Genomic DNA, 16249 nt, shown 5'->3' on the forward strand with positions numbered 1-16249 from the left:
CATGAGGCGCAGAGGATTTGGCAAAGGGACACACAAATGAACAACATCGATCTGAACGACCGCATCGCGGTGGTCACCGGCGGCGCCCAGGGGTTTGGCAAGGCGATCACCGAGCGTTTCGTCGCGTCGGGTGCGAAAGTCGCTATCTGGGATCACGACCTGGCCTACGCCGAGAAGACCGCCAAGGAAATCGGCCCGGCCGTCACCGCCTTCGCGGTCGACGTCTCCGACCTCGCCGCGGTTGAGAAGACGCGCGACGCCACGCTGGTCGCGTTCGGCAAGATCGACATCCTGGTCAACAATGCCGGCATCGCCGGCATCAACAAGACGGTGTGGGACACCGATCTCGACGAGTGGCGCAAGGTGCTGCGGATCAATCTTGACGGGCCGTTCATCTGCTGCAAGGCGATCGTGCCTTCGATGATCGCGCACAAATATGGTCGCATCATCAATATCGCCTCGATCGCCGGCAAGGAAGGCAACCCCAACGCGGCGCACTACTCTGCCTCGAAGGCCGGGGTGATCGCGCTGACCAAATCGCTCGGCAAGGAACTCGCCGCCTACGACATCGCCGTCAACGCGGTGACCCCCGCCGCGGCGCGCACCGCGATCTTCGACCAGATGACGCAACAGCACATCGATTTCATGCTGTCGAAGATCCCGAAGGGTCGCTTCGTGCTGGTCGAGGAACTGGCCGCGATGGTGGCGTGGCTGGCGTCGGAGGACTGCGCCTTCTCGACCGGCGCGGTGTTCGACATTTCCGGCGGTCGCGCGACGTATTGAGCGCAACGCCGCGTCAGCCCCTGCCCTTTACCCGAAAGATCACCGGCAAGCTGAAGCTCAGGCCTTCATCGGCGAGCACCGGCGGCGGTGGCGGCACCGGGTCGGAGCGCCGCACCATATCGAGCGCGGCCTGGTCGAACGCCGCGTCGCCGGAGCCCTTGACGAGATTGACCGACACCACATGGCCGAGCCGGTCGAGCGTGAAGCTCACCACGATCTCGGTGCTCTTCTGCGCGCCGCCCGCCGGGTAGCGCTTGTGCTTGTCGAGATGGGCCACCAGTTGCTTCTGCCAGGTCGCGCGGATCCGCCGCGCGCTGTCCCCGCTGCCCTGCGCCGGCGCCACCGAGCGCTCGCCCTGCTTGGCCGCCTCGGAGCTCGGCATCGCAGTGGCCTCCGCGGCGACCGACTCGGTCGAGGCCGAGCGCTGCACCGCCGCCTTCTCCTGCTGTTCTTCCTTGGGCTTGTTGGAGTCGTCGGTGGTCACCACCCGATCCGGTGTCTCGCTCTCGGTCGGCACGTCCTTCGGCAGATCGGTCTCCTTGACCTCCGCCTTCTGCTCGGCCACCGCCGGCGACGCGGTCGAGGCCTCGGTGTCCGGGCCGGGTGGCAGGTCGCTCGGCTCCAGCCGCGGCGACATCATCTCTAGACCGATCTCGATCGCCGGCGCGCCGAGCGACTCGTCGAGATCGTCGTTCTGCAGATGCGCCACTGCCAGCGCTGCGCCGGCGGCATGCATCGCGACGGCGCCGAGCGCCGCCATGAGCCAGAGCCGTCGCGACGGAGCGCGTGAGGAGTCGAGGTCGAGCATTACTACCAACTTCACCTCCGTCGTTCCGGGGGCGCGAGCAGCCTTGGCTGCGTGCGAACCCGGATTCTTGCAGTTCGGGCCCCGTGGTAAGATTCCGGGTTCGCTCGCAAGTGCTCGCGCCCCGGAATGACGAGTCTACGGCTTCCCCGCCGGCGCCGCGCCGTCCGCCACACCTTCCAGCGCCACCAGCTTGATCTTGGAATAGCCGCCGGCGCGCAGCAACTCCAGTACGTCCATCATTTCGCCATAGGGCACCGCGCGATCGGCGCGCAGGAAGATGAAGCGATCCTTGCTGGCGCCGGCCGCGGCGTCCAGCGTCCGCACTAGATCGACGCGCTTCACCGGGGTCTCGCCGATCGCCACCGCCAGATCCGGCTTAATGCTGACATAGGTCGGCTTTTCCGGCTTTTTCTGCGGCGTGGCGGTCGACGACGGCAGATCGATCGGCAGGTCGACGGTCGAGAGCGGCGCCGCCACCATGAAGATGATCAGCAGCACCAGGATCACGTCAATGAACGGCGTGACGTTGATCTCATGGGTTTCGCCGAACTCGTCGTCGTCGTCGACATCCGATTCCGCTAATGAGCTGCCCATCGCTTACTCCGCCGCGCGCGCATGCGCGCTACCATGGGTTCGGTCGAGATCGCGCGACAACAGCCGCGCGGCCGCCCCCGAGGAGCGGCTGACCAGTTCGAGGTAACTCTTGGTCACCCGCGCGAAGTGATTGTAGATGATCACCGCAGGGATCGCGGCGACCAGGCCGCAGGCGGTCGCCAGCAGCGCCTCGGCGATTCCGGGCGCCACCACCGCCAGATTGGTGGTCTGCGATTTCGAAATGCCGATGAAGCTGTTCATGATGCCCCACACCGTGCCGAACAGGCCAATGAACGGCGAGGTCGCGCCGATAGTGGCGAGCGCGCCCATGCCGTGCCGCATCTGCCGCGCCTCGGCGCGGACGATTTCGGCGAAGCTCGAGGCGGCGCGCTCCTTGATGCCGGCGTCGCTGGAAATCCCCGCCGACATCCGCGCCTCGCGCATCGCAGCCCCAAGCAGCGCCGACAGCGCGCTGTCGTTGGGACCGAGCGCAATCTGCGCTTCCGCCAGCGACCGCGCTTCCGCGATCCGCGCCAGCGCCGCCCGCAACCGGCCGCGGTCGCGGGCCAGTTCGACCTTCTTGGCCAGGAAGATGGTCCAGGTCAGCAGCGAGGCCAGCGCCAGTCCCACCATCACCGCCTTCACGACGATATCGGCGGACAGGAACATCGACCATGGCGACAATTCGCGTAGCGCCGGCGTGATCGCTTTCAGCGCCGGGCTGCCCGCGGTCGCTGTCGCGGCGCCCTCGCCTGCGGCCTGTTGCGGCTGCGCGATCACCTGCTGCACCGCAACTGGATTTTGCTGCGCCAGCACGGGCTTGGCGGACAACACTAGCGCCAGCGCGAAAACGACGGAACGAATGGTGCGTGTTGCAGTCATGGTCATACTTCGGCCCAATAGCGAATGAGGTTGTGATAGATCCCCGTCAATTTGACCGTTTCAGGGTCGTCGCGGCCCAGCCGTTCGACCAGCGCCTGGATGGCGGTGTCGAGATCATAGATCATGCTACGCGCATGGGCATCCCTAATCATGCTCTGCAGCCAGAAGAACGACGCCACCCGCGCGCCCCGCGTTACCGGCGTCACCATATGCAGGCTGGACGACGGATACAGCACGCAGTCGCCGGCGCCGAGCTTGACCTCGTGCGAGCCGAAATTGTCCTCGATCACCAGCTCGCCGCCGTCATATTCGTCGGGCTCGGACAGAAACAGCGTCACCGACAGATCGGTGCGGATCCGCAGTCCGGTGAGATGGTCGCCGCGCACCGCGTTGTCGACGTGAATGCCGAAATAGTGGCCGTTCGCGGCCGCGTAGCGGTTGAACAGCGGCGGGAAGATCTGCAGCGGCACCGCCGCCGACACGAACTTCGGATTGGAGGTCAGCGCCGAGACGATGCGGCGGCCGAGCGCGCGAGCCACCTCACCGTTCGGCGGCAGTTGCTCGTTCTTCTTGACCAGCGCCGACTGCGCACCCGCGGTCGACCTTCCATCCTCCCAGTCGGTGGCATCCATGACGCCGCGGAACTCCGCGACGTCGCTCTTGCTCAGCACTTCGGGCACACAAATCAGCATGACGTTGCGGCTTCCTAGAATCTGGCCGAGAGGATCATCGACGCCGAGCGCCCCGGCGCCACCAGCACGAACGGCGTCGCGCTCTGGTACAGCGCGTCGTAGTATAGCTTGTTGGTGAGGTTGTTGACCGCCAGCTTGGCCTGCCAGTTCTTGCCGACCTTGGCCTCGATGAAGGCATCGAATCGCCAGTAGTCCGGCAACGAGGTGCCCTGGTTGGCGGCAAGCAAGGTGCCGCCATAGATCTTCGAGCGATAGGTCGCCTGCCCGCCGATCTCCCACACCTCGGTGATCTGGTATTTGGTCAGGATGTTGAAGGACTGGTGCGCGATGTTGGCGAGCTGCAGCCCGACATTGCTGCCGTACAGGGTGGTGTTAGCCGGCGGCACCAGCGACTTGGTGACCTCCGAGCGCATCAGCACCAGCCCGCCGAACATGCTCCATTTGTCGGTGATCTTGCCGCCGACACCGAGATCGATGCCCTGAATGCGGTAGGCGGCGCCGGCGGTGATCACCGGCACGCTGCCGACCACGCCGGGCACCGTGGTGTTGCGCGACTCCCGGGCGTTGTCCTTCTCGGTCTGGAACAGCGCGCCGGTCACCAGCAGATGGCGGTCGAACAACTCCCACTTGGTACCGACTTCGGCAGCGCGGTTCTGTTCCGGCCCAAACAATTGCGGTGCATTGCCATTCAGGACCGGGGCCAGGCCACCATATTGAACGCTGGTGCCGTCGAATTCGGCGCCGACCGGATTCGACGAGGTCGCGTAGGCGGCGTAGAGGCTGGCGATCGGCAGCGGCTTCACCACGATGCCGCCATTGTAGTTGGTCATGCCGTATTGCTGCGATTGCGCGCCGAACACATTGGAGACACCGTTCACGGTGCCGTAGCCGTTGACGTTGATGTTGTAGTCGTCATAGCGGACGCCGCCGTTGAGGATGACGAGATCGTTGTAGTTGGCGGTGTCGAGCACGTAATAGCTGTTGGTGCCGACGTTGAGCTTGGTCGGCAGTCCGGTCAGCGCCGGCGATCCGCCGAACGGCAGCAAGGTAAATTGCGGTCCGAAGATGTTGACGCCGGTGAGCGATCCGGAGCCGGAGAAGCCGCCGGGCAACGCTTCGGAGCTCAGACCGGCATAGCGGTCGAAGCTGACGCTTTCCTTGGACAGTTCGACGCCGCCGAGCGCGGTGTTGCGCCAGCCGGCGAGATTGAACTTGTAGGCCACCTCGGTCTGGTTGGCGATCACGTCGGTGACCTGATAGCGGCTCTGCGGATTGGCGCTCACGGTCCATAGCAGCGGATTCGGATTGGCGATCACCGGGCCTTCGGGCAGCGTGCCGATGTAGTCGAGCACCGAACGCTGCACGCGGAACTTGTTGGTGACGGTGAGGTCCGCGGTGCCGAAAATTTCGGTGTTCAGCGTGCCGATATCCTGCTTCGCCTTCTGGTAGTCGCGATTGACGAAGCCGTAATAATTGTTGCGGTTGGCGCCGTATTCGGTGAACGGCCCACCGGCGGTCGAGGCCGTGCTCGGTCGATAGTACGGCACGCCGAAATCCGGCAGTCCTTCGAGGTTGGTGTGGATGTAGTTCGCGGTCATCTTGACGGCGTCGATCGGCTTCCAGTTGATCGCCGCAAAGGCGCCGTCGCGGTTGTCGGTGACGTAGTTGCGGCCGGCGACCGCGGCGTCCTGAAACAGCCCGCCGGCACGGATCGCCAACGTAGGGCTGATCACCTGGTTGACGTCGAGTGTGACGCGCTTGGTGCGGTCGGTGGCGAACGTGGTATCCGCATTGTAGAAGCTGCGCTCGGTATTTGCCTGCTTGGTGACGATGTTGATGGCGCCGCCGGCGGTGCCGCGGCCGGCGAACGACGACGCCGGGCCGCGCAGAATCTCGACCTGCTCGGTGAAGAAGTTTTCGCGAATGCTGACGCCCGGGTCGCGTACGCCGTCGATGAAGATGTCGTTGCGGGCATCGAAGCCGCGGATAAAGAAGCGATCGCCGAAGGCGTTGCCGCCCTCGCCGGTACCCAGCGTGACGCCGGCCGTGGTGCGCGCCGCGTCCTTCAGCGTGGTGGCGTTCTTGTCCGCCAGCACGTCCTTGGTCAGCACGGTGACGCTGCGCGGGGTATTGGCGAGGCGTTCCGGAAACTTGCTCGAGGCCTGCAGCCGGTCGCCCTTGTAGGGCGCGCTCGGATCGGCATAAGGATCGCGATCCGGCGACAGCCCGCCGGCATTCGGAAACGGCACCGCTGCGACCTGCGCCGGCTGGGTGCGCCGCGCGGCGCGGCGGAGCGCGGTGCGCGCACGAAGCGCATCGGGCGACGGTTTTGCGGCGGCGGGACGCGGCCGCGCCACCGGCGCATCGACCGTCACCGGCGGCAGCGCTGATTGCTGCGCCTCGGCACTGGAGAACGACGCCACCGCGATCATGCCGGCGACCGCCGAGACTTTGCGACCGGAGTAGCCGTCGAACCTGTCGTTGCAGGAACTGAACGCCGCTTCCAAACGCAACGACCTCGGTGCCTTTGCCCCACTCATCATGTCACCCGCCCCATTCCACACGCTGTCGCTAATCAACCGCATGTGGTTTTGGTAACGAGCGTGAAATTTCAGGTCAACGCGATTTGGCTGAATCGAAGCGCGCGCGTGCTGGAATAGCTCAAGATCAAAACCGTTCTAATCTGTTAGTTTGCAATCGTTCTAAACGCAGTTTGCAGCGGTTCTAAACTGACACCCGCCGCGTTGCCTAACCGCGTCGATGCAACCGCCGCATTTCCTCAATCAACGCTCGGCGGCTTCATCAGCGCAAACAGTTCGTCGACGGTTAGCATCGCGGTCTGCCGGATACGGTTGGTGTCGTCCATGCCGGCGATGTTCACGCCGCCCACCACGGCGCGGATCTCGTCGCGAAACTCGCTGAGGAATCGCAGCGGATCCGGCGAGGTGTTGGCGACGCGCGCGATAAGCCCGGCGATCAGGATCTGGCAGGCGATCATCCGTCCGTTCAACTCGTCCATGCGCACTCCGGTCGGTGGTGGCCGCGACCGCGAGGATGCGGCCGGCGGCTGCGTGCTATGGACGACGTTGGCGACGGTGACAATTGGAACACTTCTCAACTGCGTTGACCGCCCCGCCGCGGATGGCTCGTCGCGATGCGCGGCGCCGCTCTCTCGACTTTGCCCTCGGCCGGCGTCGGCTCACTGGCGACGCTGCTGCTGTTTGCAGCCGATTTCAGCCTGATCGCGCGGGTCGGCATCATCCTGCGACGACATGATCGAGAACGACAGCACCGTTGCGGCGGCATCGATGATCGCGATGGAAGTCGGCTCATGGCAGCGTCGACCTCCGCGCGGCCCAGGCAGGAAGCCCTTGCGAGGACCGGTCCGGACCGTTAGAAGTCCGCACGCCTGCAACGCGCACCCGGCGGGTGCCCGGCGTCGCGCGCGAACACCGACCTAACCATTTGTTCGGGTTGGGGTATTTGGTGGGGAATGGTGTAACGGTAGCACAACAGACTCTGACTCTGTTTGTCTAGGTTCGAATCCTAGTTCCCCAGCCAGCGCTTTCCTTTGTGATTCTTGCAGCCGTCTCACCCTCGCGACGGACCGAACGCCCCCGAGGCGCTCGCTGGGCAGGACTTAAATCTGCTCAGACATGCCGGCTAAGAGATCGAGCCCGACGCGCTGCACGTCCCCACGCAACCGCAACTGCGGGTCTCCGATCAAAGCGCAATTTGCCGGTGCAACCATCTGCACCTGCTCGTTTTTCTCCCGGCCGACATGCAACACCGATCGCTGGAGGCTGCGGCCGGGTGCAAGGTCGGAGGCTCAGAGCTGAGCGGCGATCTTGCGGCCGACCTCATGCACGGCGATCTCGCCGTCCGGGCAGACCCGTTGCCTGATCTCGGCGACGACACGGTGGAAATCCATCTGCGGGTTGCACAACAGCACGTCGAGCAGCAACAGCCGGTATTCCGGCCAGGTGGTCAGCACGATGTGCGACTCGGCGAGAAACAGCGCGATGGTCAGGCCATGCGGAACATAGCGCACCTCGTATTCGCCGATGATCGTTGCCCCCACCGACTGGACCGCCGCGCGCGCCGCCGCTACTAAGGCCGCTTCGTCCTCGATGACCGGCAGGCAATCGTACATTTCCGCGAGGGCATGGGTCATCAACATCGGCACAGATCCCTCAATGGTGGCGCGAAATTCGGATTTCAGGCTGTTTGGCACGGATGCTGCCACCGGCCAACTGGTGCCGTCCCGAACCGCCGGGAGAACGCACGCCGATGACTGAGCCCTCGATCCTGCAGGCAGTCGCCGAGGCGACGCGGCTTCGCGAAGGCCCGGAGGGCGTAGCAGCGATCCTGCGCGCCGTCTATCGCGCCGGCTCGCTGCGGCTGCAGGACGCCGCGCGCGAGGCGCGCCTGCCGATGCCAGTGGCGAGCGCAATCCGGCGCGAACTCGAAAAGGCCGGGCTACTGGAGCGCAAGCAGGGCCTGGCGCTGAGCCCCGAAGGCCGCGACTTCGTCGAGCGGGAACTCGGCCTCGGCAGCAAGATCGACCTCATTTGCCCGAGCTGCGCCGGCCACGGCATCGTGATTCCGGAAAAATTCCACGCGCTGGTCGAACGTCTGGCGGCGATCGTCGCGCAGGCGCCGGCGGTCGACGTCACCCTCGATCAGGCGCCATGCACGCCGGAAACCGCGATGCTGCGCGCGCTGCTGATGTTGCAGAACGGCGCGCTGGAAGGCCGCCGGGTGCTGCTGCTCGGCGACGACGATTCGGTGTCGATCGCCATCGGCCTGCTCGGCCAGGCGCAAGGCAGCAAGGATCTCACCCGCGGCGTCGTGGTGATCGACGCCGACGAGCGCCGGCTGGCGTTTCTGCGGCACGTCGCCGAACGGGAACAGATCGCGCTGCAAACCATCCGTCACGATCTGCGCCAGCCGCTACCAGAGGCGCTGCGACGCAGCTTCGACGTGATCGAGACCGACCCGCCCTATACGCTGGATGGTGCGCGGCTGTTTCTCACTCGCGGCTGCGAGGCGCTGGCCTCCGGCGCCAGCGGGCATTGCTTCTTTTCGTTCGCGCAATGGCCGGCGCAGCAGATGCTGCAATTGCAGCAGGTGTTCCTGCAGCTCGGACTCGCGGTGCATACGGTGCGTCCGGGCTTCAATCACTATGCCGGCGCCACCGTGCTCGGCAATGTCGGGCAGCTGATCGAACTGATCGCCGTCAACCCGGCCGGCGCCGACTTGCCGGCCTGGGACGGTCCGCTCTATACGGCCGAGGTCAATCCGCGCCTGCGCGCCTATGTTTGCGCCGAATGCGGCGCCGAGATCGTGCTCGGTCGCAATGGCGCGCCGGACACCGTCGAAGCGCTGAAGGCGCAGGGCTGCGGGGCCTGCGGCGGGCGGGTGTTCCGCCGCCAGGCCACCAGGCCGTGAGCCGCTTACATCCAAGGCCGCATTGCCCGCGGTCATCGAAACTGATGAACCCGACAGGTCATATTTTGGAGTCGATCGATGAGTGAGAAGCCCCAAGCCCGGCTGCGCCCGCTGCAGCGCGCCGACCTCGAACGAATCGCATTCATGGAAAGCGAGATCGCCAAGGTGTCGTTTCCCGACGATCCGATCACCGACCTCGGCTTCTACATGAAGAAGCTGGAGAAGCTGATCGGCGACGACAACGCCGCCACCTTCGTCGCCGACTTAGACGGCGAAATCGTCGGCTGGTCCTATGTCAGCATCCGCCGCAACTTCATCACCAAGCAGGCCTATGGCGACTATCACAGCATCTATATCGATCCGTCGCAGCGCGGATCGGGGCTCTCCAACCGGCTGATGAACGCGGTGTTCGACTGGTGCCGGGCGCAGAAGCTCGACCACGTCGTGTTCCGCACCCGCGCCACCAACGAGCCGATGAAGGGCGTGCTGGCGCGGGTCGGCTTCGTGCCGACGCAGATCTATCTGGAGAAGAATCTCAAGGACTGATCGCCGCATCGTTCGCGGCAGGCTCGACGGGTTCGCCGCCCGCGGGCGCAATTGCGAACACGTCGTAGCGCACCGTCTTGCCGGCGAACTGCCAAGACGGCTTGCGCAATCCAGGCATTGGGTCGGCGCGCAGCGGCCATTTCAGCACCACGCGCTTGCAGTGTGACGCCAGCGCGGCCTGCATCAGCTCGGCGACGTCCGGATCGGCGCCGACCAATTGCCGCAGCAGCCGCATTTCCTGCTTCACCAGCGCGGTCTTCTTCCGCTCCGGATGCATCGGATCGACCAACACCACGTCGGCGGCGATGCCGGGCAGCAGCGCTCGTGCGTCGCCGTGAATCAGCGTCATGCGGGAAACGATGGCTGCGAGTTCGGCGCTGGTGGCGCGTGCGGTCTGCAGACCTTCGGCGAGCAGCGCGTACACAGCGGGCGAGCGTTCGATCATCGTCACCGTGGCGCCCATCGACGCCAGCAGGAAGGAATCGCGGCCGAGCCCCGCGGTGGCGTCGACCACGCGCAGCGCGCGACCGCCGGAGACGCCGGTCGCCTTCAGCAGCGCGTGACTGCGCGCGTCATTGGACCGAAGCCGATAGCCGACCCGACCGCCGACGAAATCGACGGCCAGTTCGGTTCGCTCGGCCTTGTCCATGCCGCCTATTGCACGCTGAGCGCCACGAAGCGCAATTCGCCGTCGCCGTTGGAGACCAGCAACAGCACGGATTTCTTGCCGTCCTTCTTCATCTGATCGACGCGCTTCTTGACGTCAGCGGCGCTGCCGACCGCCTCCTGCGCCACCTCGACGATCACGTCGCCGGCGCTGAGCCGCTTCTCGGCGGCGTCGGAGCCGTCGTCGACGCCGGTGACGATCACGCCCTTGACGCTGTCCTTGATCTTGTACTTGGCGCGCAGATCCTTGCTGAGGCCGGCGAGATCGAGGCCGAGCGCCTTCTGAGTGACAACCTTCTCCGGCTCCGGCTGCGATTTCGCCGATGCCGGCTGCGGCTTGTCGCCGTCGTCGAGCCGGCCGAGCGTGACCTGCCTGGTCTCTTCCTTACCCTTGCGGATGATGACGACATCGACCGCCTTGCCGACCGCGGTGTCGGCAACCACGCGCGACAGGTCCTTCGGCTCCTTGATGTCCTTGCCGTCGAACTTGATCACGACGTCGCCGGGCTCGATCCCGGCGGGCTTCGCCGGACCCTTGTCCTCGACGCCGGCGATCAGCGCGCCGCGCGCCGGCTTGATGTTGAGGCTCTCGGCGATCTCGTCGGTGACCTGCTGGATCCGCACCCCGAGCCAGCCGCGGCGCAGCTCGCCGAACTTGCGCAGCGAATCGACCACGCCGATCACTGTCTTCGAGGGCACGGCGAAACCGATGCCGATCGAGCCGCCGGACGGTGAGATGATCAGGGTGTTGACGCCAATCACTTCGCCGTCGAGGTTGAACAGCGGCCCGCCGGAATTGCCGCGGTTGATCGCGGCGTCGGTCTGGATGTAGCTGTCATAGGGTCCGGAATTGATGTCGCGGTTGCGCGCAGAAACGATCCCGGCGGTCACGGTGCCGCCGAGGCTGAACGGATTGCCGATCGCGATCACCCATTCGCCGAGCCGCAGCTTGTCGCTGTCACCGAATTTCACCGCCACCAGCGGCTTCGCCGGCGGCTTGAACTTCAGCACCGCCAGGTCGGTCTTCTTGTCGACGCCGACCAGCTCCGCCTTGATCTTGGTGCCGTCGTTCATGATGATGTTGATCTCGTCGGCGTCGGCGATGACGTGATTGTTGGTCACGGCGATGCCGGCGGTGTCGACGATGAAGCCCGAGCCCAGCGAATTGGTCTTGCGCGGGCCGCCCTTGTCGCCGCCCTGGCCGCGACGGTTCTTGAAGAAATCATCGAAGAATTCCTCGAACGGGGAGCCCGGCGGAAGCTGCGGCGAAGCACCCCTTCCCTCGCCCGGACTGCTCTTGGCCTCGATGGTTTGGCTGGTCGAGATGTTGACCACCGCGTCGATCACCTTCTCGGCGACGTCGGCAATACCATCGGGGCCGCGCGCGCGCGCCGGCGCCGCAATCGTCGCCATGGCGGCGCCAAGGCAGAGCGCCGCCAGCAGCGGACGAAGGTGATGGCGGAAGGCTGGGATCGCACCGGACATGGCCGAAATCTCTCCTGAGGACGGGACGAAACGCATCGCGAACGAGCGCCGACAAACTGTGCGCCCGATCCGGGGATCGGCGCAAGTATCGGGATGTAGGTATGACGGAACAGACGTTCCAGGCGCCGGCTCAGCCAGTCCTTCAAGCCAATTCAAAACCAAAACCATCCTGGGTTCAAAGCCTTCTAACGTCCTTTGAATCCAGGCCGCGAGTCCGGAATGTTGGGAAAATGAACGCCCTTTCGGAACCGGTCGAGCCGATCTTACCCGCATCCGCCGGTCGGATTGCGGCAAAACCCGGCAGCGTTACTCACGATAACGTTGAAACAAAGCGCCGCACAACCACGCGCTTGTCAGGGCGGAGAGCGATGCTCAGTGCCGCACCAGCCAGATCAGGATCAGGCCGGCCACCGCCGACCCGATGCCGGCAACCCGGAGGATATTGTCCGGTGTGGCCAGCGCGCTCTTCATCGCCCGCCGCATCCAGGCTGGCGCCGCGGCGAATAGCAGGCCTTCGAGAACGAACAGAATACCCAGGCCGATGAGGAAGTCGGCGAACGCAATTGACCTCATGCGACTAATTCCTCCCGGGCGGCGTTCCCCCCGCAACATTTTCGTTGTCGTGCGAGGCAAGCCTCCCAAAACGCCACCTTTTAGTCGACGGCGCCCGGGAACGCAAAACCGCGTCCCGGCCGCCGCCCTGCCGTGGCCCCGACGAAACCGTTACGGCTTCGGCGCCGCGGTCGCCTCGGCCTTGGCCGCGGCCTTGCCGGACGGATTGCTGAAGAACCTGAAGAAATCCGAATCCGGTCGCAGCAGGAACCGGGTGTCGTTGCTCTTCAGTCCGTGCTCGTAGGCAGACATCGAGCGATAGAAGGCGAAGAAGTCGGCGTCCTTGCCATAGGCCTCAGCGAACAGCCGGTTACGCTCGGCGTCGCCGGTACCCCGGATCTGCTCGGCCTGCGAATTGGCTTCCGCGATGATCACGGTCGCCTCGCGGTCGGCCTTGGAGCGGATTTCCTGCGCCTTCTGACCGCCTTGGGCGCGGAACTCGGCAGCCTCGCGCTGCCGCTCAGTCTGCATCCGCTGATACACCGCTTGGCTGTTCTGCTCCGGCAGGTCGGCGCGCCGGATCCGAACGTCGACCACCGAGATGCCGTAGCCGGCGGCTTCCTTGTCAAGCTGGTCCCGAATCTTGTTCATCAGGGACTCGCGTTGGTCACGCACCACCTCGATGAAGGTGACCTCACCGAGCACCCGGCGCAGCGATGCGTTCAGCAGCGTGGTCAACTGGATGTTAGCGGCCTGGATCGAGCCGATGCTCTGGTAGAACCGCAGCGCATCCTTGATGCGATAACGTGCGAAGGCATCGACCACGAGCCGCTTCTGGTCCGAGGCGATCACTTCCTGCGACGGGTTTTCGAGATCGAGGATCCGCTTGTCGATGCTGATCACGGTATCGATGAACGGCGCCTTGAAATGCAGCCCCGGCTCGGTGAGGACGCGGACCGGCTCGCCGAGCCGCACCAGCAACACCTGCTCGGTCTGGGTCACGGTGAACACCGATGCATAACCAACGACGATCAGCACCAACAGCAAGATTAGCGCGACAATCCCTGCAATTCCGGCCTTCATCGGGTAGCTCCGCTCTGCGGCTGCGCCGTCTTGGCTGCCGCCGGACTTTGCGGCGTCAGTTCGTTCAAAGGCAGATAGGGCACGATGCCCTGGGAGCCGGCACCACCGCCGTCATAGACCAGCTTCTGGGCGCCGCCGAGAATGCGCTCCATGGTCTCGAGATAGATCCGTTGTCGGGTCACGTCGGGCGCCTTCCTGTATTCCTCATAGACGTCGAGGAAGCGCGCGCTCTGGCCCTTGGCCTCGGCGACCGCCTGCCCCTTGTAGCCTTCGGCAACCTGGACGATTTGCGAAGCCCGGCCCTTGGCGTCGGGAACGACGCGGTTGGCATAGGTCTGGGCTTCGTTCTGCAGCCGCTCGAGATCGGCGCGGGCGGCCTGCACGTCGCGGAACGCGTCGATCACCTGCGACGGCGGATCGACCTTCTGCATCTGCACCTGTTGCACCAGAATGCCGGCGCCGTAGCTATCCAGCGTCTTCTGCATCAGATCCTGGACGCCGGCCTCGATCGTGGTGCGGGCGCCGGTCAGGATCGGCTGGATGTTGGTGCGGCCGATCACTTCGCGCATCGCGCTTTCGGCCACCGCCTTCACTGTGCCTTCGGGGTTCTGGATGTTGAACAGATAGTTGCCGACGCCGTCCGGCTTGATTCGCCACAGCACGGTGAAGTCGACGTCGACGATGTTCTCGTCGCCGGTCAGCATCAGACTTTCCTCCGGAACGTCGCGCATCGTCGCGCCGCGCCGCGACGGATCGTTGATCAGGGTCATGCCAATGCTGATGGTTGAAACCCGCAGCGCCTTCGGCAGCAGCACGGTCTCGACCGGATAGGGTATGTGATAGTTCAGACCGGGCTGCACCGTCCGCACATGCTTGCCGAATCGCAGCACCACGCCGAGCTCTTCGGACTGCACCCGGAAGAAGCCCGACAATCCCCAGATCGCCAGCGCACCGACCAGCGCGATCGCGATCCCGAGGCTGCTGAAATAGCCGCCGGGCAACAGCTGCTGCAGCCGGTCCTGGCCGCGACGCAGCAGGTCTTCAAGATCGGGCGGCCTTGGCCCCGACGATTGCGGACCCGAGCCCCATGGCCCCTTGGGACCAGAACCCCACGGGCCTCCGCCTTGATTCTTCCACGGCATTCAAAGTCTCCTCCGCGCGGCCCGGGATAAGGGCCGGCTCGCAAGTTCTGCACGGCTTTATAGGGGACAGTCCCGACCGTTACAACGCAGGTCGTCGCCCGAATCCAGCTAAGCTCAAACCGGCGATTGTCAATGCAATCATCGGTATCGGACGGTTAACGCGGCTTGCGGCGGCGATAGGTCACATAGGAGAAATCGGCACTGTCATCGGCCGTTGCGGCAACAAGGCGGCGCGCGACTTCCTCCCAGCGTTCGGGATCGATCGCGGGGAAATAGGTATCGCCCTCGGGCCGCGCATGGACTTCGGTCAATTCGATACACTCGGCGGCATCGATCCAGTGCGCAAAAATCTCGGCGCCGCCGATCACAACGATCTCGGTGGCAAAACGCCGCAGCGCATCACCCAATGCGATCGCCTCGGCGGCGGCGAATGAACTCGCCACCGCAACGCCGGCCGCGGCGAAATTCGCGTCGCGGGTGACCACGATATTGGTTCGCCCGGGCAGCGGCCGGCCGATCGACTGAAACGTCTTGCGCCCCATCAGCACCGGCTTGTTCAGCGTCAGCCGCTTGAAGTGCTGCAAGTCGGATTTCAGCCGCCACGGCATCGCGCCGGCCGAGCCGATCACGCCGTTCTCGGCGACCGCGACGATGAGGGTGATGGCAGGATTGACCGTCATGGTCACACCGCGACCTCGGCCTTGATGTGCGGATGCGGATCGTAGCCCTGCAGCGAAAAATCCTCGTACTTAAAGCCGAAGATGTCCGTCACCTGCGGATTGATCGTCATCGCCGGCAGTTCGCGGGTCGGCCGGGTCAGTTGCAGCCGCGCCTGCTCCAAATGATTGGAATACAGATGCGCATCGCCCAGCGTGTGGATGAAATCACCGGGCTTCAACCCGGTGACCTGCGCCACCATCATGGTCAGCAGCGCATAGGAAGCGATGTTGAAAGGCACGCCGAGAAACACGTCCGCCGAGCGCTGATACAACTGGCACGACAGTCTGCCGTTCGCGACATAAAACTGGAACAGGCAGTGGCATGGCGGCAGCGCCATCCGGTCGATTTCGGCCGGATTCCACGCCGTCACGATTAGCCGCCGCGAATCCGGGTTGCGCTTGATCATCTCGACCACATTGGCGATCTGGTCGATGCTGCGGCCGTCGGCGGACGGCCACGAGCGCCATTGCGATCCATAGACTGGACCGAGGTCGCCATTGGCGTCGGCCCATTCGTCCCAGATCGAGACGCCGTGGTCCTTGAGATACTTGATGTTGGTGTCGCCCTTCAAAAACCACAGCAGCTCATGCACGATCGCCTTCAGCGGCAACCGCTTGGTTGTCAGAATCGGAAAGCCGGCGGCGAGATTGAACCGCATCTGATGCCCGAAAACCGATAGTGTTCCGGTCCCGGTGCGGTCGTGCTTCTCGGCGCCGTCGCTGAGGATGCGTTCGAGCAGGTCGTGGTATTGATTCATGGTCGGCGGGACTCGGGGCTGAATGAGACGAACCGCCCTCGCCGCAATCGGGCGGCGGCGATTCGGCTACGAGTGAATTCTCTACCCC

Annotated in this window: 17 protein-coding genes and 1 tRNA gene; 4 read left to right on the forward strand and 14 right to left on the reverse strand. The window is 64.7% G+C overall.

All coding sequences use genetic code 11. The features are described 5' to 3' along the window. Positions 1-36: 36 nt before the first annotated feature. A complete protein-coding gene (locus tag HXX15_RS15335; protein WP_296517048.1) occupies positions 37-783 on the forward strand; it encodes an SDR family NAD(P)-dependent oxidoreductase in 747 nt (248 codons plus the stop codon). A gap of 13 nt (positions 784-796) precedes the next feature. Here HXX15_RS15335 and HXX15_RS15340 read toward each other — a convergent pair whose 3' ends face one another. The 6 genes from HXX15_RS15340 to HXX15_RS15365 all read right to left on the reverse strand — a co-directional run bounded on the left by HXX15_RS15340 (position 797) and on the right by HXX15_RS15365 (position 6778). After that, positions 797-1591 (reverse strand): energy transducer TonB, encoded by a 795-nt coding sequence (locus HXX15_RS15340; RefSeq protein ID WP_296517594.1) that lies wholly within the window; start codon positions 1589-1591, stop codon positions 797-799. Between the two features lie 135 nt (positions 1592-1726). Next, positions 1727-2185, reverse strand: coding sequence for a TonB system transport protein ExbD (gene exbD / locus HXX15_RS15345; protein WP_296517050.1), 459 nt, complete (start codon positions 2183-2185; stop codon positions 1727-1729). Positions 2186-2188: 3 nt separating this feature from the next. Next, a complete protein-coding gene (gene exbB / locus HXX15_RS15350) occupies positions 2189-3073 on the reverse strand; it encodes a tonB-system energizer ExbB (protein WP_296517051.1) in 885 nt (294 codons plus the stop codon). Next, the gene (locus HXX15_RS15355; protein ID WP_296517052.1) at positions 3070-3759 is read right to left on the reverse strand and encodes a Fe2+-dependent dioxygenase; all 690 of its coding nucleotides are present in this window, start codon (positions 3757-3759) and stop codon (positions 3070-3072) included. Before HXX15_RS15355 ends, exbB begins: the two co-directional genes overlap by 4 nt. A 14-nt stretch (positions 3760-3773) precedes the next feature. Further along, entirely contained in the window at positions 3774-6299 is a 2526-nt protein-coding gene (locus HXX15_RS15360; RefSeq protein ID WP_296517053.1) for a TonB-dependent receptor, read from the reverse strand. A 239-nt stretch (positions 6300-6538) separates the two neighbouring features. Then, complete coding sequence (locus HXX15_RS15365) at positions 6539-6778, reverse strand: hypothetical protein (protein WP_296517054.1); 240 nt, start codon at positions 6776-6778, stop codon at positions 6539-6541. Positions 6779-7246: 468 nt separating this feature from the next. On the opposite strand from HXX15_RS15365, the gene HXX15_RS15370 reads away from it, so the two are divergent. Continuing rightward, a tRNA-Gln gene (locus HXX15_RS15370) sits at positions 7247-7320 on the forward strand. 268 nt (positions 7321-7588) lie between these two features. Here the strand turns inward: HXX15_RS15370 and HXX15_RS15375 are convergent. Continuing rightward, on the reverse strand, positions 7589-7939 hold the full coding sequence (locus HXX15_RS15375; RefSeq protein ID WP_296517056.1) for an S-adenosylmethionine decarboxylase: 351 nt from the start codon (positions 7937-7939) through the stop codon (positions 7589-7591). A gap of 110 nt (positions 7940-8049) precedes the next feature. On the opposite strand from HXX15_RS15375, the gene HXX15_RS15380 reads away from it, so the two are divergent. After that, entirely contained in the window at positions 8050-9210 is a 1161-nt protein-coding gene (locus tag HXX15_RS15380) for a bis-aminopropyl spermidine synthase family protein (protein WP_296517057.1), read from the forward strand. Between the two features lie 78 nt (positions 9211-9288). After that, positions 9289-9756 (forward strand): GNAT family N-acetyltransferase, encoded by a 468-nt coding sequence (locus HXX15_RS15385; RefSeq protein WP_296517058.1) that lies wholly within the window; start codon positions 9289-9291, stop codon positions 9754-9756. Here the strand turns inward: HXX15_RS15385 and HXX15_RS15390 are convergent. From HXX15_RS15390 to HXX15_RS15420, 7 genes are all read right to left on the reverse strand, one after another. Next, positions 9746-10405 (reverse strand): class I SAM-dependent methyltransferase, encoded by a 660-nt coding sequence (locus HXX15_RS15390; protein WP_296517061.1) that lies wholly within the window; start codon positions 10403-10405, stop codon positions 9746-9748. The two genes, HXX15_RS15385 and HXX15_RS15390, sit on opposite strands and share 11 nt — an antisense overlap. Before the next feature lie 5 nt (positions 10406-10410). Next, the gene (locus HXX15_RS15395; RefSeq protein ID WP_296517063.1) at positions 10411-11907 is read right to left on the reverse strand and encodes a Do family serine endopeptidase; all 1497 of its coding nucleotides are present in this window, start codon (positions 11905-11907) and stop codon (positions 10411-10413) included. 372 nt (positions 11908-12279) lie between these two features. Beyond that, the gene (locus HXX15_RS15400; protein WP_296517065.1) at positions 12280-12480 is read right to left on the reverse strand and encodes a DUF2065 domain-containing protein; all 201 of its coding nucleotides are present in this window, start codon (positions 12478-12480) and stop codon (positions 12280-12282) included. Between the two features lie 150 nt (positions 12481-12630). Continuing rightward, on the reverse strand, positions 12631-13542 hold the full coding sequence (gene hflC, locus HXX15_RS15405; RefSeq protein ID WP_296517072.1) for a protease modulator HflC: 912 nt from the start codon (positions 13540-13542) through the stop codon (positions 12631-12633). Further along, complete coding sequence (hflK, locus tag HXX15_RS15410) at positions 13539-14684, reverse strand: FtsH protease activity modulator HflK (protein ID WP_296517074.1); 1146 nt, start codon at positions 14682-14684, stop codon at positions 13539-13541. The genes hflC and hflK overlap by 4 nt, the downstream gene beginning before the upstream one ends. 155 nt (positions 14685-14839) lie before the next feature. Beyond that, positions 14840-15364 (reverse strand): dihydrofolate reductase, encoded by a 525-nt coding sequence (locus HXX15_RS15415; RefSeq protein ID WP_296517075.1) that lies wholly within the window; start codon positions 15362-15364, stop codon positions 14840-14842. 2 nt (positions 15365-15366) lie between these two features. Continuing rightward, positions 15367-16161 carry a thymidylate synthase gene (locus tag HXX15_RS15420; RefSeq protein WP_296517077.1) on the reverse strand — a complete coding sequence of 265 codons (795 nt, stop codon included), beginning with the start codon at positions 16159-16161 and terminating at the stop codon, positions 15367-15369. Between the last annotated feature and the right edge of the window lie 88 nt (positions 16162-16249).

Source organism: Rhodopseudomonas sp. (assembly GCF_013377015.1).
Taxonomy (GTDB): Bacteria; Pseudomonadota; Alphaproteobacteria; order Rhizobiales; family Xanthobacteraceae; genus JARJEH01.